17 protein-coding genes and 2 pseudogenes are annotated in these 17,840 nt (G+C 65.0%); 10 read left to right on the top strand and 9 right to left on the bottom strand.

From position 1 onward, the window contains the following. The coding region (locus ADT71_RS34695; RefSeq protein WP_231636280.1) for a hypothetical protein at positions 1-191 on the bottom strand (191 nt) is incomplete at its 3' end. Between ADT71_RS34695 and ADT71_RS36105 the strand changes: the two are divergent. Beyond that, a pseudogene (locus ADT71_RS36105) lies at positions 108-407 on the top strand ((2Fe-2S)-binding protein); the annotation flags it as partial. The gene ADT71_RS34695 and the pseudogene ADT71_RS36105 overlap by 84 nt on opposite strands. A gap of 86 nt (positions 408-493) precedes the next feature. After that, positions 494-679 (top strand): hypothetical protein, encoded by a 186-nt coding sequence (locus tag ADT71_RS35300; protein WP_304437755.1) that lies wholly within the window; start codon positions 494-496, stop codon positions 677-679. A gap of 4 nt (positions 680-683) precedes the next feature. Here ADT71_RS35300 and ADT71_RS27915 read toward each other — a convergent pair whose 3' ends face one another. From ADT71_RS27915 to ADT71_RS27900, 4 genes and pseudogenes are all read right to left on the bottom strand, one after another. Further along, positions 684-1,580, bottom strand: coding sequence for a bestrophin family protein (locus ADT71_RS27915; RefSeq protein WP_054441969.1), 897 nt, complete (start codon positions 1,578-1,580; stop codon positions 684-686). Then, entirely contained in the window at positions 1,577-1,918 is a 342-nt protein-coding gene (locus tag ADT71_RS27910; protein WP_054441968.1) for a gamma-glutamylcyclotransferase family protein, read from the bottom strand. The genes ADT71_RS27915 and ADT71_RS27910 overlap by 4 nt, the downstream gene beginning before the upstream one ends. Further along, a pseudogene (locus ADT71_RS27905) lies at positions 1,918-3,344 on the bottom strand (aldehyde dehydrogenase family protein). Before ADT71_RS27905 ends, ADT71_RS27910 begins: the two are co-directional and overlap by 1 nt. Next, positions 3,305-4,060 carry a GntR family transcriptional regulator gene (locus ADT71_RS27900; protein ID WP_369818350.1) on the bottom strand — a complete coding sequence of 252 codons (756 nt, stop codon included), beginning with the start codon at positions 4,058-4,060 and terminating at the stop codon, positions 3,305-3,307. Before ADT71_RS27900 ends, ADT71_RS27905 begins: the two are co-directional and overlap by 40 nt. 213 nt (positions 4,061-4,273) lie before the next feature. On the opposite strand from ADT71_RS27900, the gene ADT71_RS27895 reads away from it, so the two are divergent. From ADT71_RS27895 to ADT71_RS27875, 5 genes are read left to right on the top strand one after another with little or no spacing between them, the layout of a single operon-like run. Continuing rightward, positions 4,274-5,761: an aldehyde dehydrogenase gene (locus tag ADT71_RS27895; protein ID WP_054441967.1), complete on the top strand. Its 1,488-nt coding sequence runs from the start codon at positions 4,274-4,276 to the stop codon at positions 5,759-5,761. Beyond that, positions 5,758-6,549, top strand: a complete 792-nt coding sequence (locus ADT71_RS27890) for a carboxymuconolactone decarboxylase family protein (protein WP_054441966.1) — start codon at positions 5,758-5,760, stop codon at positions 6,547-6,549. The genes ADT71_RS27895 and ADT71_RS27890 overlap by 4 nt, the downstream gene beginning before the upstream one ends. A 16-nt stretch (positions 6,550-6,565) precedes the next feature. Beyond that, on the top strand, positions 6,566-7,327 hold the full coding sequence (locus ADT71_RS27885; protein WP_054441965.1) for an SDR family NAD(P)-dependent oxidoreductase: 762 nt from the start codon (positions 6,566-6,568) through the stop codon (positions 7,325-7,327). After that, a complete protein-coding gene (locus tag ADT71_RS27880; protein ID WP_054441964.1) occupies positions 7,324-8,154 on the top strand; it encodes an NAD(P)-dependent oxidoreductase in 831 nt (276 codons plus the stop codon). Before ADT71_RS27885 ends, ADT71_RS27880 begins: the two co-directional genes overlap by 4 nt. Then, entirely contained in the window at positions 8,151-8,936 is a 786-nt protein-coding gene (locus ADT71_RS27875; protein ID WP_054441963.1) for an SDR family oxidoreductase, read from the top strand. Before ADT71_RS27880 ends, ADT71_RS27875 begins: the two co-directional genes overlap by 4 nt. Positions 8,937-8,949: 13 nt before the next feature. On the opposite strand, the gene dmeF is transcribed toward ADT71_RS27875, so the two are convergent. From dmeF to ADT71_RS27860, 3 genes are all read right to left on the bottom strand, one after another. After that, the gene (gene dmeF / locus ADT71_RS27870; protein WP_054441962.1) at positions 8,950-9,894 is read right to left on the bottom strand and encodes a CDF family Co(II)/Ni(II) efflux transporter DmeF; all 945 of its coding nucleotides are present in this window, start codon (positions 9,892-9,894) and stop codon (positions 8,950-8,952) included. 13 nt (positions 9,895-9,907) lie between these two features. Further along, positions 9,908-10,183, bottom strand: coding sequence for a metal/formaldehyde-sensitive transcriptional repressor (locus ADT71_RS27865; protein WP_054441961.1), 276 nt, complete (start codon positions 10,181-10,183; stop codon positions 9,908-9,910). Positions 10,184-10,392: 209 nt separating this feature from the next. After that, a complete protein-coding gene (locus tag ADT71_RS27860; protein ID WP_231636267.1) occupies positions 10,393-12,570 on the bottom strand; it encodes a TonB-dependent receptor in 2,178 nt (725 codons plus the stop codon). 342 nt (positions 12,571-12,912) lie between these two features. Here ADT71_RS27860 and ADT71_RS27855 point away from each other — a divergent pair, with 342 nt between their 5' ends. Genes ADT71_RS27855 through ADT71_RS34690 form a run of 3 tightly spaced genes read left to right on the top strand, consistent with a single transcriptional unit; the run spans position 12,913 to position 16,843 of the window. Further along, positions 12,913-15,102: an acetate--CoA ligase family protein gene (locus tag ADT71_RS27855; RefSeq protein ID WP_231636266.1), complete on the top strand. Its 2,190-nt coding sequence runs from the start codon at positions 12,913-12,915 to the stop codon at positions 15,100-15,102. Further along, positions 15,099-16,694: an acyl-CoA dehydrogenase family protein gene (locus ADT71_RS27850; RefSeq protein WP_231636265.1), complete on the top strand. Its 1,596-nt coding sequence runs from the start codon at positions 15,099-15,101 to the stop codon at positions 16,692-16,694. Before ADT71_RS27855 ends, ADT71_RS27850 begins: the two co-directional genes overlap by 4 nt. Further along, positions 16,679-16,843: a hypothetical protein gene (locus ADT71_RS34690; protein WP_231636278.1), complete on the top strand. Its 165-nt coding sequence runs from the start codon at positions 16,679-16,681 to the stop codon at positions 16,841-16,843. The genes ADT71_RS27850 and ADT71_RS34690 overlap by 16 nt, the downstream gene beginning before the upstream one ends. A gap of 34 nt (positions 16,844-16,877) precedes the next feature. Here ADT71_RS34690 and ADT71_RS27845 read toward each other — a convergent pair whose 3' ends face one another. Continuing rightward, positions 16,878-17,633, bottom strand: coding sequence for an SDR family NAD(P)-dependent oxidoreductase (locus ADT71_RS27845; RefSeq protein ID WP_054441960.1), 756 nt, complete (start codon positions 17,631-17,633; stop codon positions 16,878-16,880). Between the last annotated feature and the right edge of the window lie 207 nt (positions 17,634-17,840).

Raw genomic sequence — 17,840 nt, 5'->3', positions numbered from 1 at the left:
CGCGACAGTTTCCTTATGCACGTCCAGCCCGATGTATTTGGTACCTTTTGCCATCGACTATCTCCTTTGCTCTGACCCCCAGGCGAGCAACGCAGATCGGAGCCAAAATGGCTCCCGGCAGTCATTGGGTCTTTGCTGGCCGTCAGCTCGAAGGCTTCCTCGATGTCGCTCACTTCGCTTTCGTCCACCATGCGACCTTCGCCGATCCCGACAATGCCGAAGTGCCCACTTATACGCCCCGGCGCACGGATTACGGGTTCGAGGCGGAATACTGGAGCAGCGTGGGGAACTATCCGATCGGCGTGTCGCAGCGCGGCGTGCCGGGCTTCAACTGGCTGCGTCATTTCCGCTGCCATCTGCCGTTCACGGCAACGCTGGAAATCCACTTTCCGGGCAAGGACCGGCTTGTCATCATGAATGCGGCTTCGCCGGTTTCCGCCAGGGTGACGCGCCTCTTCGCGCCGATGGCCGGAATTTCGACACCGACCTGCCGGTGCAGGACGTCTATGATTTCAACTTGCGCATCTTCGAGGAGGACAAGGCCATCGTCGAGGCGCAGATGCCTGAATGGCTGCCCCTCGATCCGGCGGAGGAGGCGCATATTCCGGCCGACATGAGTTCGATGACGTATCGGCGCGGGCTCAAGGCGCTGGGGCTCAACCGCTTCTTCACCTGCTGACCGATCAACTGAGGCGGTGCTCCCGCGCCGCGACCGGTGCGGGCAGGTCGGTTTCGCCCAGCGCACTTAACATCTCGCGCTCGATCGTGCGGGCCATCGCGTCGAGCGGGAGATCGTTGGGTTCGAGGCCGAAGGGATCTTCCAGTTCGTCCCCCAATGCGTCGAGCCCGAAGAATGTGTAGCTGACCAGCAGCACCGGCAGCAGCGTCCACCAGCCCAGCGATCCGGCCAGAGCGAAAGGCAGGGCCAGGCAGAAGATATAGGCGGTGCGGTGCAGCAGCAGCGAATAGCTGAAGGGCACCGGCGTCTGCGCGATACGCTCGCAGCCTGCCTGGACCTGCGCCATGAGATGAAGCTGTTCCTCGATCAGCGAATGGTGGATCGCTCCGATCCGCTCCTGCTGCATGAGGTCGAGGCAGCGGCGGCCCATCTGGACCAGCAATGCGTCCGTCGGGTTGACGGCATCGTTCCATGTGCCCCGGCCGCAAGGGCCGGCTATCGCAGCCACTTCCTCGCCGCTGCGCAGGCGGGCGGCGAGACCGGCGGCGAAGCCGATGCAGCCCTTCAGCAGGAACTGCCGGTCTGCCTCGTCCAGCGTGGCGATGCGGCGGGCGAAGGACCGGCAGGCGATGACCAGCGAGCCCCAGAGCTTTCTTCCTTCCCACCAGCGGTCATAGCAGGCGTTGTTGCGAAAGCTCATGAAGATGGAAAGCGCGATACCGATCAGGGTGAAGGGGATCGCGCTGATCTGGGCGAACAGGCCGGGATGCGACCTTGCGGCCAGCACTGCGACCACGCCGATCGCCGCGATCGAGAACAAACGGCCGAGAATGCGGGGCAGGATGGAGCCGTGCACCGCGAAGGCAACCTCGCGAAGTCCCGGCTTAGGGCGGACGATCATTCCGCCGGGTCCCCGTAGATATAGGCGAGCGTGCCTGACTTCAGGCGCACTTCCTTGCGGATGTAATCGACCTCATAGGCATCGGCGGCGGCGATATCGGCCTCGGACAGGCGGAACAGGGTGCCTTCGACGGCATCCTGGGGATCGGTGCTCTGTTCGACCATGGGGTGCCAGCGGGTACCGCTCTTGGCGATGACTTCGGGGTCGGTGATCTCGATCATCCGCTGGCGCCAGCCCGGTATCGCATCCGGTTCGCCTTCCACCAGCCTGCCGAACAGCGCCAGTTGGACCTCGTGCTGGCGGAGAGTTCCGTAGGAGAAAAGGAGGATATCCGACATTACGACCTCTCAGCGATGACCTGGAGTGCAGCGTTGACGATGCGGGCCTGCGTGAATTCCTCCACACCCGCAAGTCCCTGATGGCGGCCCATGCCCGATTGCCGGGCGCCGCCAAGGGGGACTTCGAAGGGCAGGTCGAACACCCGGTTCACCCAGACGAGGCCGCTGTCGATCCGCTCCGCCACGGCCATCCCGCGCGTCACGTCGCCGCTCCAGACTGAGGCGCCGAGCCCGTATTCGCTGGCGTTGGCGCGCCCGATGGCCTCGTCAAGGCTGTCATAGGCCATGACCGGGATCAGCGGACCGAATTGTTCTTCGCGCACGAGCCTTGCATCGTCCGGCAGCCCTCGCACCACGGTGGGCGGCACGAACCAGCCCGGGCCGTCCGGAAGCATGCCGCCGCAGAGGATCTGGCCGAGCATTCGGCTTTCCTCCAGCAGGCTGCCCAGGCGGGCATGCTGGGCCGCGTTCTGAACCGGGCCCAGTGTGGTGTCTTCCGACAGACCATTGCCGATGACGGCGGCACGCGCCAGTTCGACCAGCGCCTCGCAAAGCGCATCGGCCTTGTCGCGGTGGACGTAGATGCGTTTGATGCCGAGACAGATCTGACCGGCATTGGCCGTGGCACCGGCAAAAAGCTGTGGCGCAACCGAGGCTATATCCGCATCGTCCAGCACGATCGCCGCGTCGTTGCCGCCCAGTTCGAGCGTGAAGCGTTTGAGCGTGCCCGCGGCGCTGGCAAGTACCTTGCGCCCGGTTGCGGTGGAACCGGTGAAGCTGACATGAGCCACATCGGGATGTGCCGTCAGCACCGGTCCAAGGTCGCCGCGGTCGCCCAGCGTCTGGAACGTGCCTGGCGGAAGCAGGTCGGTGACGAGTTCGCCGAAGCGCAGCGTCGTAATCGGCGTTGTGGGTGCGGGTTTGGCGATAACGCAATTGCCCGCGAGCAGCGCCGGAGCGAGCTTGAGCATGAGCAGCAGCAGCGGATAGTTCCACGGCACGATCGCAACGACGACGCCGAGCGGATAGCGCTGCTCGACCACTCTCTCGGAAGGGTTTTCCTTGAGAACCACCGGCTCCAGTCGCAGCCCGGCATGGTAGTGCAGCGCGGCGATGGACCCTTCAACCTCGCCGCGTGCCTCGGCCAGCGTCTTGCCCTGTTCCTGCGTCAGCAGCGCGCGAATTCCTCGCTCCGGGCTGCCAGAGCCTGTGCCATCGCTTCGAGGCAGGCGGCGCGCTCGTCCTGCGAGCGTGCGCGCCAGCCGGGAAAGGCGCGCAGCGCGGCGGCGACGGCTTCCTCCGCCTGCGCCGCATCGGCGCATCCGCTTGCCGCGATCACCTCGCCGGTTGCGGGATTGAGCACGTCCATTGCGGCAGCGCCCTGTTTCAGCCGGCCGTCGAGAAGTAGTCGGTATTGCATCGCCATGCCCTAGCCGCCGGAGGCCGCGCGGCAAAGTGGGCGGATGGTCTCACCAGATCAGATGTCTCGAGCCCGTAGAGCGCGACAAGGGTCTGCCGGTTCTGTCGATCCGCCTCGAACCGCGCAAGCGCCGGGTCCTGCTCCAGGATGGCATCGATGATCTTCAACCGTCCCGCCTTCCACTGGTCCAGCCCGAACATCCCCTGCATCGGTCCATCGGGGTGGGTGTTGCGGGAGGTTTCAAGCGCCACGCGGGTAAGCAGTTCGAACAAGGGCTGATCGACCATGCGAAACAGGGTTTCCTGCAACCCGGATTCAAGCGGCCCGAGCTGGGCGTCATCGGCGCATTGCGCGATATGTTGCCTGACCTTGCGCAGTTCGTCTCGAAGCGGCTGATCGCTGCAGCGCGCCGATGCCGCGCAGAGGCGGTTGAACAGGAGCGAGGTTATGTCGAGCACTTCCCGCCAGGAGGATTTTTCGCTTCTCACATAGGCGCTGAGCACTCTTTCAAGGTCGGCCCGGCCCGGCCTCCTGCCGTAGTAGCCCCCGCCGGGTCCGCGTTTCACTTCGAGCAGGCCCTCGTGCTCGAGAATTCGCGCCGCCTGCTGAACGGTGACGATGCCCACGCCGAACTCCCGGGCAAGCTCCGGGAGCGAGCCGATCTGCTCTCCGGGCGGAAGGGAAAATATCCGGTTGCGCAGGCATTCTGCCGTATTTCGCACCACCTGGCGCTTTTCGCCGCTCTTGCGGCCGGTTGCCCGTTCAGCCTCTGTCGATGTCATCCTGTAAAAATGAGCATATTATTATGATTTCGCAAGGGCGATCTTGCGGCGGATCGGCTTGATAGAATCAAAACATGCCCGTTATATTCGGCAACAAGACCGAATGCGGTATAACACAGGGCCGGAGCACCTGCCGGCCAGGGAGCGAATGCCATGGCTTTCAGGAATCCATCCATTGACGCACTGCCGCGTCATCCGCTGATCATCGGTGGGCGGCATGAAGAGCAAGGCGGCGGCGAAATGCTGGCGCATGTCTATCCGGCCACCGGCAAGGTCACGCGGGAAATCCGCATGGCCAACGCCGATGACGTGGACCGCGCGGTCGTGGCTGCCCGCAAGGCCTTTCCCGCTTGGCGGGCGATGCCAGGGGACAAGCGCCGCGATCTCATGTTCCGCATCGCCGCGCTGTTCGAGGCCCGGTCCGCCGATTTTGCGCCGAGCCTTATATCCGAAAACGGTTCGGTCGCGATGACGGCGCCTTACATGGGCTACGACGCTGCACAGAAGTTCCGCTACTTCGGTGGCTGGTGCGACAAGATCCACGGGCGAACGATCCCGATGTGGGGCGCGCCCGCGCACGATCACGTCGCTTATGAGCCTTATGGCGTGGTCGGCATCATCGTCCCCTGGAACGGCCCGCTGTTCGCCGCAACGATGGTGATGGCGCCCGCATTGGCGGCGGGCAACTGCATCGTTCTGAAGGCGCCCGACCTTGCTCCCTACAGCGTGATGAAACTGGTCGAGATCCTCCACGAGGCCGGTCTTCCCGAAGGCGTCGTCAACCTCGTGACCGGTGCGGCGGATGTCGGGGAAGCGATGGTCGCGCATCCGGGTATCGACAAGATCGAATTCATCGGTTCCGGCGCCACCGCGAAAAAGGTGCTGACCACGGCAGCGCAATCGCTCAAGCCCGTGGGGCTGGAGCTTGGCGGCAAGTCCGCGGTGATCGTTTTCGACGATGCCGACCTGATGCTGGCGGCCAAGAAGGGCCTGACCGGCGCCGTTTCCTCCAACGGTCAGGGCTGCGTGAACGGAACGCGCCTGCTCGTCCAGCGCGGGGTCTACGACCAGTATCTGCAGATCTTGGCTGCCATGGCCGGTCATGTGAAGAGCGGTGATCCTTTCGATGCGGCCACTGTGCTCGGCCCGGTCATCAGCGGGGGCGCCCTGGAACGGATCAAGGGCATGATCGATCGCGGCGTTGCTGATGGCGGCCGAGTGGTGGCCGGGGGCGAGCGGCTTGGCGGCGAATTCGCGGACGGGTTCTTCCTGCCGGTAACGGTCATCGCCGACGTCGCCAACGATTGTGAAATCGCGCAGAACGAGGTGTTCGGCCCCGTGCTGGTGGCCACGCCGTTCGATACCGAGGAAGAAGCCATCGCCCTGGCCAACGGCACCGAATATGGCCTCGGCGCCTATGTCCATACGCAGAACCTGCGCCGCGCACACCACGTCACGCGGGAACTTCAGTCCGGCATGATCCATGTCAACGGCTCCGGGGAGGCGATGCAGCCAAATTGTCCCTTCGGCGGCTTCAAGAAGAGCGGTCATGGGCGGCTCGGCGGGGTGGAGGGCCTTCACGAATTCCTCCAGCCGAAAAACGTCTGGATGAGCATGGCTGCCCCGGAGGTGAACTCGTGAGCCTGCTCGATCCGGGTGAGCGGACCTCGCGCGGCATCGCGGTCCAGTCGGAAGTGACCGGCAGGGCGGCAGCCCAGCCTGCAAGCCTGCTGCAGGAAAGCTGGCGCGACTTCATATATGCGGAAATCTGGTCGCGTCCGGGGCTGGATCGGCGCGCGCGCTTCCTGATCTCGATGGCTTCGTCGGCCGGAAGCAATGGCCCGCGCGATGCGCTTGACGGCTATGTAAGGGGCGCTTTGACGACTGGCGACCTGACCTTGGCCGAATTGCGGGAAGCGGCGCTGCACGTGGCGGTCTATGCCGGGTGGGACAAGGGCGGCGATCTCGATGCCGCGATCACGCGCGTGGAGGCGGAACTGGGCCTCGACCCGGCGCCCTGGGCACCGATCCGCGGCGAACCGTGGGATCCGCAGACACGCATGGAACAGGGCTTTGCCGCCTTCCGCGAAGTCATGACGTTCGACGGCCCGCGCGTGGGCAACGGAATGCCGTACCTGCAACACGGCATCCTCAACTTCGTGTTCGGCGAGATGTGGTGCCGACCAGGGCTGGACCAGCGTTCGCGCCGTTTCCTCACGCTCGTCGGCGTTGCGGATTCCGCCGCGGTCGTGCCGATCGGCAGCCATTTCCATGCCGCCATGGCGAGTGGGAACTGCACGCCGGCCGAACTCCATGAATTCGTGCTGCAATATGCGGTCCACGCGGGATGGCCGAAAGCCTCGGTGGTTCAGGGCGTGGTCTTCGAGATGGCCGCCAAGTTCGAGAAAGGCCTGCCCTGGAACGGGTGAGGCGAAGGAAACCGACATGACCATTGCAATCGACATGACGGGCAAAGTGGCCCTAGTTACCGGTGCCGCATCGGGTCTCGGCCGTGCGGTGGCGCTGAAGCTGGCGCAGGCCGGAGCCGCGCTCTGCATCGTGGATGTGAATGCGGAAGGGCTGGCAGAGACCGAAGGCGCCCTGGCCGATAGCGGCGCGCAAGTGCTGGTCCATGCCGCCGACCTTTCGGACCCGGCCGCCTGCAAGGGATCCGTTGCGGCGGCAACGGCACGCTTCGGTCGGCTCGATGCCCTCTGCAACGTGGCGGGGCTCATCTATCTCGCCCATTCGCACGAGATGGCCGAGGAACTGTGGCACCGCACCATGGCGGTCAACCTGACGGCACCCTTCATGCTTTCACAGGCGGCGATCCCGCATCTGCTGGAAGCGAACGGCGCGATCGTCAACGTAGCGTCCTGCGCATCATTCATCGGTGAGGCTTATGCCGCGGCCTATTGCGCCACCAAGGCAGGTCTCGTGAACATGACCAAGGCCATGGCGATGGAGTACATGCGCAAGCCCATCCGCATCAACGCGGTGGCGCCGGGCGGGATGATCACGAACATCGCCGTCAACTACAAGCCGCCCGAAGGCTGCGACATCGAACTGCTCAAGCGCTTCTCCGGAATGCGCGGGACGGTGGAGGTGGACGATGTGGCCGACATGGTGGCGTTGCTCGCCTCGCCTGCCGGGCGCGGCTATCATGGCAATTGCATCTCGATCGACGCCGGGATCACTGCGGGATGAGCGCGAAGGAGAGCATCGGCTTCATCGGGCTAGGCAGCCAAGGTGGCCCCATGGCCGAGCGCATCGCGGCGGCGGGCTATCCGCTCACCGTCTGGGCGCGGCGTCCCGAGGCGCTTCAGCCATTCGTGGACGCAGGAGCGCGGGCGGCGGCGACCATCGCGGAGCTTGGCGCGGCTTGCGATCACGTCGGCATCTGCGTGGTCGACGATGACGGTGTGGCCGCCATCGTCGAGGAACTGCTGGCGGCGATGCGGCCGGGTAGCCGCATCGTGGTCCATTCCACGATCCTGCCTGAGAACTGCCAGCGGCTTGCGCCGCGGTGCGCGGCGAAGGGTATCGCCTTCCTGGACGCTCCTGTCAGCGGCGGCGGCGCGGGGGCATCAGCCGGCACGCTGACGGTGATGTGCGGCGGTCAGGCTGACGACTTCGCGGCGGCGCGGCCCGTGTTCGAGACGTTCGGCGGGATGATCGTCCTCCTTGGCGCAGCAGGTGCGGGCCAGCGGGCAAAGATCGTCAACAACGCGCTGATGGCCGCGAACATGGGGCTTGCCCATGCCGCGATGCAGGCAGGTGCGGAACTGGGGCTCGAAGGCGCGGCATTACGCGAACTGGTCAAGGCCAGCAGCGGCCGCAGTTTCGGTTTCGAGGTCTATGCCAGGCTGCCGTCACCGCAGGCCTTCTCCCACGGCGCGCCCTTGCTGGTGAAGGACGTGAAATTGCTCAAGGCCACGCTTCCCGAGGCCGCGGGCGCCGAGGCGCTTCGCATTGCTGCCGAACCTTTCCTTTCCGCCGCGATCGGCGCTGACCTTACGGAGACCCATCCATGAGCTTCACTCTCGACCAGTTCCGTCTTGACGGAAAAGTCGCTGTCGTCACCGGAGCGGGCGGGCGCGGCAATTCGATCGGCAGGGCCTATGCACTGGGACTTGCCGATGCAGGCGCGGCCGTGGTGGTGGCCGATCTCAATCGGGAAGGCGCTCAGGCCGTTGCGGACGAAATCGTCGCCGCGGGCGGAAGGGCGCTGGCCGTGCAGGTGGATGTTGCCAGCGAGGAAACGACCCTGGCCATGGCCGCTGCAGCGAGCGAAGCCTTTGGCGGGATCGATATCCTCATCAACAACGCCGCGCTCATGGTCGATGTCAGCTACGACAATTGCGAGACGATCAGCCTCGATGCCTGGAACCGGGCCTTTGCCGTGAACCTCAACGGCGCACTGCTCTGTGCAAGGGCTGTCCTGCCTTCCATGCGCGCGCGCGGGGGCGGGCGTATCGTCAACCAGACGTCGGGCGGGGCATTCCCGGCAACCGGGCTTTACGGTATCTCGAAACTGGCGCTGGTGGGGCTCACCACCACGCTTGCCAAGCAGTTCGGCAAGGATAACGTGACCTGCAACGCCATCGCGCCGGGCAATGTCATGTCCGATGCCGGAAAGATGCTGGTGCCGGACGATTCCCCTTTCATCCAGTTCCTCAAGATGACCTGCGCGCTGCGTCCGCGCGGAGAGCCGGACGAACTGGTCGGCACCGCGCTGCTGCTCTGTTCGCAGGCGGGCCAGTGGATCACGGGGCAGACCATCCATGTCGACGGAGGATGGGTGCTGCGCCCGTGATCCCCGGCGGCAGTCAATGCCGCTCTATGGTGACGTGGCGAAGTTCGTGGACCGGGATGAGCCGTCGGCGCAGTTCGGCGGTGTCCACGGCGGAATCGTGGGCGGCGACGCCGATGATCGCCGCATGGGCCTCCGGACCGATCCGCCAGACGTGGAGGTCGGTGATGCGGGCATCTCCCGGCCCTTCCACGACCTCGCGAACTTCTTCGGCGACGTGCGTGTCGGTGCGGTCCAGCAGGACGAAGGCGGTCTCCTTCATGAGCGTCCAGGCCCAGCGCGCGATGACCACGCCGCCGACGATGCCCATGACCGGGTCGAGCCAGATCCAGCCGAGGTAGCGTCCGGCCAGCAGCGCCGCGATCGCCAGAACCGAAGTGAGCGCATCGGCAAGAACGTGGACATAGGCCGAACGCAGGTTGTTGTCGCCATGCCCATGGTGCCCATGACCACTATGGCCGTGGTGGCCATGCTCGTGGTGTCCATGGTGATCGTGATGATGATGGCCGGATAGCAGCAGGGCGCTGACGATGTTCACGGCCAGGCCGATCACCGCGATAACGGTTGCCTCGCCGAATGCCACCGTGATCGGGCGGAACAGACGCAGGAACGATTCCACGCCTATACCAAGCGCGATGAGCGCGAGCACGAGCGCCGAGGCGAACCCGGCAAGATCGCCGACCTTGCCGGTGCCGAAGCTGAAAGCCGGATTGCGTGTATTCCGCCGGGCATAGCGGTAGGCAATGGCGGCGACACTCAGCGCGCCGGCATGAGTGGCCATGTGGAAACCGTCCGCCAGCAGGGCCATGGAGCCGGTCAGGTAGCCAGCGACGATTTCACCCACCATCATCAGGGCAGTGAGCAGGACGACCCACAGGGTTCGCCGCGCGTTCTCGTCATGAGAGGCGCCGAGGAAGTCATGGTCGTGTGCGAAGCGATCGAGGTCGAAGTGAGTGGCCATGGCGCAGCGCCTTCTACTTGGCATAGCGGCGGATCGCCGCGATCAGGGCTTCCGCGCCTTCTTCTCGTTCGTCCTGCGTCAGGTCCGGGGCTGCGACGTGCGCCTTCACATGATCGGCGATCAGTTCGTCGATGAGACCATTGATCGCGCCGCGTACTGCTGCGGCCAGGTGAAGCGTCTTCGCGCAGTCTTCCCCGCCGACGAGCGCACGCTCGACGGCCTGGAGCTGCCCGATGAGGCGGCGGACGCGCATGACGAGCGCGTCGTTGTTTTCAGTGAGGTGAGCCATAGGATACCCCCCTATGGTATGTTTAAGTCTGGCGCAAGAAGTGCTGCGCACTCGCGCCAGTGCCGATTGCGGGTCAGGGGGGCAGCAAAAAGAGGACCGGCGGGCATAAAAGGTGGGTTGGTGCCCGCGGCCCCTCAGGCACTGTCCGGGATGTGCGGAGAGATGCTCTCCCGGACAGTCTCCAAGTGGATTGGGAAGTTCCGGATTGCCTAGAACTTCGCGGCCAGTTCGATGCCGTAGACGCGGCCCTTGTTGAGCGGGGCGAAGGTCGATCCGGCGAAGAACGGCAACGGGGCCTCGGTGCCGTAAGTCGCCTCGTTCAGCAGATTGGTGGCATAGGCGGAGATGCTGTAACCGCCATGGCGCAAGGTCAGGTTGGCATCGACCATGGTGGCGCCGCGCAGCAGGCCGGTGTTGGCGTCGTTGTACCAGTCGGCATCGCGGTGGTTGGCGCTGACGCGGGCATCGACGCCGAACTGGTCGAAATCATGGCTCCATGCCAGCGTGCCGCCATAAGTCCACGGTGCGAGACGCGGCAGCTTCAGCCCGTAGTCGACGTCGTTGATGACGCCGTCGTTGTTCAGGTCGTAGATGATCTTGGTGTATTTGCCTTCGGTATAGCCGAACTGGCCGCTCAGGGTGAAACCGGCGCCCGGGCGCAGCGTCACTTCGCCTTCCACGCCGCGGATGCGGGCATTGGCCGAGTTGGTGATGATCTGCGCCGTGCCGCTGCCCAGAACCGGGGTCTGGATTTCGCGCTGGACGCCGTCGATCTTGTTCCAGAAACCGGCAACGTTCACGCGCAGGATGCCGCCGATATCCTTCTTCATGCCGATTTCGTAGGAGTTCTGCACTTCGTCATCGAACGGTCCCGGATCGACGGCCGGGTTGACGTTGCGGAAGTTGTAGCCGCCGCTGCGGAAACCCTTGGCCCAGAAGGCATAGACCTGGGTTTCGGGATCAGGCTGCCATTGCAGGCCCACACGCGGCGTCAGGCCCTTCCAGGTGTTCTTTCCGTGGAAGGTGAAGTCGCAGGTCTGCGCTTCGTAATCGCAGCCCGTCGCGGTGAGGTTGGCGACCTTCACGGACTTGGTCTCGCTGGAATAGCGGGCGCCGAGGTTCAGCGTCAGGCTGTCGGTGAAGTGCCAGTCCACCGCGCCGAATGCGCCGTAGGTATCCTGGTTCTGGATGCCGCCGCCCGAAAGGGTGCGCGTGCCGCCCGAAAGCGTGCGCTGTTCGATGTAGGCGATGCGCTGGGTGAAGAAATAAAGTCCGGTCGTTACGTCCACTCTGCCGAAAGTTCCGGCATAGCGAAGCTCGTCGCTCATCTGTTTCTGGTGCGTGGTGTTACCCGAATGGAAACTGTGCACCGGTGAAGCGTCGATATCGTTGGCCACGTTCGAGTTGTACTCGCGGTAGGCCATGATGTTGGTGATTTTGCCGTTGCCGAAATCGGTATCGATGTTCGTTTCGTTCGAGGCCATGTGCCAGTAGTTGTGCGCGAAGCCTTCTTCGTCGAGGTTCACGCGGAAGCTCTTGACCGGGTAGAGCCCATGGTTGGTCGCCACGGCGCCATCGCCGTCATATTTGCCGTATTCGTAACGGAAGATGCTTTCGAACCCGTCGATCGGCGTGAAGCGCAGGGCCGGACGTACGATGAGGGTGCGGTTCTTGCCGAGGTGGTCGTTGCCGTTGAAATCGTTGTGGAAGTAGCCCTCGTCCTTGTCATAGTAGACGGCGAGCTTGGCCGAGATCTTGTCCTGCACGATCGGGCCGGTGATCGTCCCGCTGACCTTGTATTCCGGCCCTGACGAAACCGAGGCCTTGAAGTCGGCGGCGAAGTGATCCTTGGGAACGGTGGTGCGCACGACCACGGCGCCGCCGGTGACGTTGCGACCGAACAGCAGTCCCTGCGGGCCGCGTAGCACTTCAAGCCCTTCGATATCGAAGTTGCCGAAGACGACGCCCGCGCTCACGCCGAGGTAGACGCCGTCGATGAACACGCCGACAGTGGGGTCGATCGAGGGGATCGAGCTGTTGATGCCCAGGCCGCGGATCGAGAAGTTGGCGTAGCCGGGGGTGGTGCCGATCTGGCTGAGCTGGACGTTCGGCATCGAGTAGCTGAGGCTCTGGAACGTCTGGAAGTGCTGTTCCTCAAGCTGCGCCGCGCCGAACGCGGTGACCGCGAAGGGGACGTCCTGCACGTTGGATGCCTGGCCCCGCTTGGTGGCGGTAACGACGATGGTATCAAGGCCGCCGTTGTTCGATTCCTGCGCCGTGTCCGCCTGCGGCGCGGCGTCTTGCGCCAGCGCGGCAGAGGCGTGGCACAGCACGAGCCCGGCGCTCGTTGCCAAGAGCCCAGCCTTGATGGTCCTGGAGATGTTCACTCAGCGATCCTCCCAAAATCCCGGCGCGTCGCGCCTTCATGTTCTTTTTTGTCTCGTGCGGCCCGTTGTTGCGGGTGCCGCCTCCGTTTCAGACGCCCAAGGCATCCTTGCTGATGGCGTCCTGTTCAATTCGGAGCCGGGTTTCGAGGGGGATTATCACAAGGCTGATATCGATTTCAGCGGCGCCGCGCGGTCGCTATCACAAATGGGAAACAGGGGAAGTGGGGCGATGCATATCGTCCCGCGTCTGCACGGATCGCCCAGCCATATCACGGATATGAAACATGCGTCCCCGCCGGCCGATCGGTATCGGGCGTGCCGGCCCCGTGCCACGGCTCTTGCGTGAAAAAGCCTGAACCATCGGAAGAGGTGATCGTGACGACCAGCGGCCAAGCCACCCTGTCCCAGCCTGAACAACCGGCAGCCATCGGCGCATCGCGCGGCGGGCTCGACGCGCTTTTCGCGCCGCGTTCGATCGCACTGGTCGGCGCGTCCGACGATGCCGCGCGTATCGGCGGGCGGCCGCTCAAGTACCTCCGCGCGAGCGGGTTCTCCGGCCCGGTCTATCCCGTCAATCCCAAGCGCGAAACGGTGCAGGGCGAGCCGGCCTACGCTTCGCTTTCGGCCTTGCCGGAAGCGCCGGACCTTGCCCTGCTGGCCGTTCCGGCCGCTGCCACGCGGCAGGCGGTGGAAGATTGCGTGGCGGCAGGCGTGAAGGCGGCGATCGTCTTCGCGGCGGGATTTGCCGAAATGGGCGAAGAAGGGCGGGCCGAGCAGGCGCGGATAGTGGACATAGCGCGGGCGCGGGGGCTGCGGCTGCTGGGTCCGAACTGTCTTGGCGCGGCCGATTCCTCGATCGGTTATTACGGCACCTTTTCCGTCATGCTCGATGACGGTTTCCTGGAGCCGGGCCCGGTTGCCATCGTTTCGCAGAGCGGCGCCTATGGTTCGCATATCGCGCAGCTTGCGCGGTCTCGCGGGCTGGGCATCAGGCACTGGATCACCACCGGGAACGAGTGCGACGTGGACATGGCGGAAGCCCTGCGCTGGGTGGTGGACCGCGAGGGCGTGAAAGTGGTCATGGCCTATGCCGAGGGCGTGCGGAACCGCGCCCTGTTCTTCGAGGCGCTGGATGTGGCGCGTCGGCGCGGCATCGGCGTGGTGCTGGTCAAGGTCGGTCGTTCGGAAGTCGGCGCTCATGCCGTGGGCAGCCATACCGCTGCTCTGGCGGGGTCGGACGCGGTCTTCGATGCAATCTGCCGCCAGTTCGGCGCCCACCGTGCCCGCAGCACTGCAGAGCAGATCGATGTTGCCTATGCCCTTGCCCGGGCCGGGGTGCCGGAAGGCGACAAGCTGGGCATCTTTTCGATGTCGGGCGGGCTGGGTATCCAGATGGCGGACGACGCGGATGAGGCGGGCCTTGCCGTGACCCCCATGCCCGAGGCCGCACAGGCGGAGCTGAAGGCCTTGCTGCCCTATGCCTCGCCGGTAAATCCCATCGATGCGACGGCGCAGGCGATGACCGACTTGCCGCTGATGACCCGTTACATCCGCACGGTGATGGAGCAGGGCGGCTACGATATCTTCGTGGCCGTTCTCGGCACCGCGCCGGCTCTGCCGTCCTATTCGGCGCGCCTGGCCGAAGCGCTGGATGCAGCGGCAACGGGGCATGACGGGATCATCAAGGCCGTCACCATGTCGGCCCCGCAGGATGTCGTACACCGTTATGAGGAGCGTGGTTTCCTCGTGTTCGAGGACAGCGCGGCGCTAACCCGCGCGCTGGGAGCGCTTGTGCACTTCCGGCGGAGTTTTGCCCGGGCGGCCAGCCATGCAGAGCCTGTTCCCCCGCTGCCCTCGCCAGTAGAAGCCAGCGGCGCGCTCTCCGAACATGGCGCCAAGCGGGTGCTGGCGGCAGCCGGGATGACATTCCCCGATGAACGGCTGGCCGGCGATGCGGACGACGCCGTGATCGCGGCGCGGGCGATCGGTTTTCCCGTCGTGCTCAAGATCTGTTCGCCCGACATCGCGCACAAGACCGAAGTCGGCGGTGTGGCGGTGAACGTGAAGGACGAAGCCGCCGTTCGCGAGGCTACCGGCCTGTTGATCGAAAGGGCAAGGGCAGCCGTGCCGGGAGCGCGGATAGAGGGCGTTCTGGTGGCGCCGATGGTTGCGGGCGGCGTGGAAGTGATTGCCGGTGTCAGCCTGGACCCGACGCTCGGTCCGGTCGTCATGTTCGGTCTGGGCGGTATCCTCGTCGAAGTGCTCAAGGATGTTTCGTTCCGTGCCGTGCCGTTTTCCGCGGATGAGGCGAGGCGGATGATTGCCGAAACCAATGCCGGCAAGGTGTTGCAAGGGGTTCGCGGCGCGCCGCCGTCCGATATCGACGCTCTGGCGGAAACGCTGGCGGCGCTTTCGCGGTTTGCCGCTGCCAACCAGGACCGGCTTGCCGGGGTCGATATCAATCCTATCAGGGTCATGCCAGTGGGTGAAGGCGTGGTTCCGCTTGATGCGTTGGTGCTGCTCTCGCGATGAGCAGTCGTCTGCTCGACCGCGAGTTCCTCGATTTCCTGCTGCATGATTGGCTGGATATCGGCGAAGTGCTGGCGCAGCCGCGCTTCGCGGCACATGGTCGTGAAACGGTGGATGCGGTGATCGACCTTTCGGAAGAGGTCGCGCGGGACATGTTCCTGCCGCACTTCAAGGAAGGAGACGCCGAAGAACCCCGGTTCGGACCGGACGGCGTGCAGATTCACCCGCAGGTTGCCGCAGCCTTGGGGGAATATGCCCGGCTCGGCTTCTTCTCCGCCGGTTTCCCGGAGCACCTTGGAGGTCTCGGCCTGCCGTTCTTGGCCGCGAGCGCATCCTTTGCCTGGTTCGCCGCCGCCAACATCGCCACATCGTCCTATGCAATGCTGACTGTGGCCAACGCGCGGCTGATCGCATCGTTCGGCAGCCCCGCACAGGTCGAAGCCTTTGCCCGGCCGCAGATCGAGGGCCGATGGTTCGGCACGATGTGCCTGTCAGAACCGCAGGCGGGGTCCGATCTCGGCGCGGTGCGGACCCGCGCCGAATTCCACGGCGAAGCCGGCCTCGGCCGCCGCTACCGCCTGACGGGCTCGAAGATGTGGATTTCCGGCGGTGAGCACGATGCCGCGGACAACATCGTCCATCTCGTGCTTGCGAAGGTCGCGCGGGAGGACGGCTCCTTGCCGGATGGAACGGGCGGCCTGTCGCTGTTTATCGTCCCGCGCGTGCTTCCCGATGGTTCGCGTAACGAGATTGCGGTGGCGGGGCTCAATCACAAGATGGGCTATCGGGCGATCCCGAATTGCCTGCTGGCATTCGGCGAACAGGAAGGTGCGGCCGGCTGGCTGGTCGGCGAGGAGGGGCAGGGCCTGCGCCAGATGTTCATGATGATGAACGAGGCGCGCATATCTGTCGGACTGGGGGCGGCGGCCATCGCGTGCCGGGGCTTCGGCCATGCGCTGGGCTATGCGCAGGAGCGTCTGCAGGGACGCGTGCAGGGCAGCGGGTCAACAGGCACGGTTCCCATCATCGCGCATGCCGACGTGCGACGGATGTTGCTGGCCCAGAAGAGCTATGCCGAAGGCGCGCTGGCCCTCTGCCTGTTTGCCGCCCGCCTGGTGGACGAGGAACACGATCCCGAAAGTGCGGCCCTGCTCGCCCTGCTGACACCCGTCGTGAAGACCTTTTCGTCGGAGTTCGGGCTGGAGGCCAATGCCCTCGCCATGCAGGTCCATGGTGGCTACGGCTACACGCGGGATTTCGATGTCGAGCAACTCTATCGCGACAATCGCCTGAACCCGATCCACGAAGGAACGACCGGCATCCAGGCGCTTGACCTGCTTGGCCGAAAACTGCTGCGCGGCGGAGAAGGCGCGGCGGTGCTGACGGCCCGCATCGCCGCAACCGCCAGAAATGCTCGGTGGCTGCCCGAACTGGCGGCGATGGGCGATGCGCTGTCGGCGGCATGGCATGCGATCGAGGCGGCGCTCGATGTGCTGCGCACGATGCCGCAGGAGCAGGCCCTGGCTCGGGCGCGCCGTTTCTCCATGCATTCGGGCACGGCGTTGTCGGATGGGTATGGCTGGATCTTGCGATAGCCGCGCGCGCGGCCTCGCCGCGTCTGCAGTGCGGCACACTGGCGGCCTGCCGGTATTTCTTCGATTGCGAGATACCGCGCATCGCCGCATGGCTCACGCCTTGCACGGCTTCGTCGGACCTGTTTGCGGTGGAGGCCGACTGGCTCTGATGGTGCGGGGCGGCCCAAGCCGCCCCATTTCGCGTCATAGAATGCCGTTGGCCAGGCCACCGTCCACGGTAATCATCTGTCCGTTGACGAAGGCGGATTCCTCGGATGCCAGCCACAGTGCGGTATTGGCGATATCCTCCACTTCGCCCAGTCGTCCGAGCGGAATGCGCGCGGCGCGTTCGGCCAGCGCCTCTGCATCCAGCATCGACTTGACCCCTTCGGTCGCCACGGTGGCAGGCGCGATGGCGTTCACCCGGATGCCTTGGGCACCCAGCTCGACCGCAGCGGCACGCGTCAATCCGCCGACGCCCGCCTTGATGCCGCAGTAGAGCAACGCGTTCTTCATGCCCTTGAGCGCCGAGACCGAGGCAATGTTGATGATGGAGGCTCCCTTCGCGCTCATGTGCGGCGCGGCAGCCTGGATAATCCAGACGATCCCGTCGAAGCCGACGCCGGACATGCGGGCCAGTGTCTCGGGAGCGATATCGGCTATCGGTTCATAGCGGTTCCACATCGCGCTGCTCACCACCACGTCGAGTCCGCCCAGCTCGTTCACGGTGCGGCTGACGGCGGCTTGTACCGCCTCTCGATCCGATACGTCACAGCCGACCGCGATGCCGCGTCCGCCGCGTGCGACAATCCCGTCCACCACCGTCTGCGCCCAGTGCTCCTTGAGATCGAGCACGGCAACCGCAGCTCCCTGCGCAGCGTAGAGTTCGGCGATAGCCCGTCCCAAACCGCGCGAGGCGCCGGTTACGAGAGCTACCCGTCCTGAAAGTCTTTCCGACATGATCTTCTCCGTCCTTTCCCCCGGCGCTTAATGGCCGGCGTGGGCGCGGCCAAAGCGGGGCGCAGGGCAGGGCGGCTTATCGCATAGGTGATAGGCGGCAGCGGACGGCACCCGCGATTGAGGGCGTCTCCGGCAAATGCTTGGCCCTTATTTCACGACCGTACCACGAAGCCGGCCCGAGACCGGAAGCCATGGGAGAACGCGCAG

Source organism: Novosphingobium sp. ST904, from assembly GCF_001298105.1.
GTDB lineage: Bacteria > Pseudomonadota > Alphaproteobacteria > Sphingomonadales > Sphingomonadaceae > Novosphingobium.
The sequence above is the reverse complement of the archived record's forward strand: the minus strand, read 5'-3'. Positions and strand labels throughout refer to the sequence as shown.

Bases quoted from the DNA above. Each gene is read 5' to 3' on its own strand.
- ADT71_RS27880 (WP_054441964.1), top strand. From the start codon at position 7,324: ATGAGCGCGAAGGAGAGCATCGGCTTCATCGGGCTAGGCAGCCAAGGT.
- ADT71_RS27865 (WP_054441961.1), bottom strand. From the start codon at position 10,183: ATGGCTCACCTCACTGAAAACAACGACGCGCTCGTCATGCGCGTCCGC.
- ADT71_RS27850 (WP_231636265.1), top strand. From the start codon at position 15,099: ATGAGCAGTCGTCTGCTCGACCGCGAGTTCCTCGATTTCCTGCTGCAT.
- ADT71_RS27875 (WP_054441963.1), top strand. From the start codon at position 8,151: ATGAGCTTCACTCTCGACCAGTTCCGTCTTGACGGAAAAGTCGCTGTC.
- ADT71_RS27895 (WP_054441967.1), top strand. From the start codon at position 4,274: ATGGCTTTCAGGAATCCATCCATTGACGCACTGCCGCGTCATCCGCTG.
- ADT71_RS27885 (WP_054441965.1), top strand. From the start codon at position 6,566: ATGACCATTGCAATCGACATGACGGGCAAAGTGGCCCTAGTTACCGGT.
- ADT71_RS27915 (WP_054441969.1), bottom strand. From the start codon at position 1,580: ATGATCGTCCGCCCTAAGCCGGGACTTCGCGAGGTTGCCTTCGCGGTG.
- dmeF (WP_054441962.1), bottom strand. From the start codon at position 9,894: ATGGCCACTCACTTCGACCTCGATCGCTTCGCACACGACCATGACTTC.
- ADT71_RS27910 (WP_054441968.1), bottom strand. From the start codon at position 1,918: ATGTCGGATATCCTCCTTTTCTCCTACGGAACTCTCCGCCAGCACGAG.
- ADT71_RS27845 (WP_054441960.1), bottom strand. From the start codon at position 17,633: ATGTCGGAAAGACTTTCAGGACGGGTAGCTCTCGTAACCGGCGCCTCG.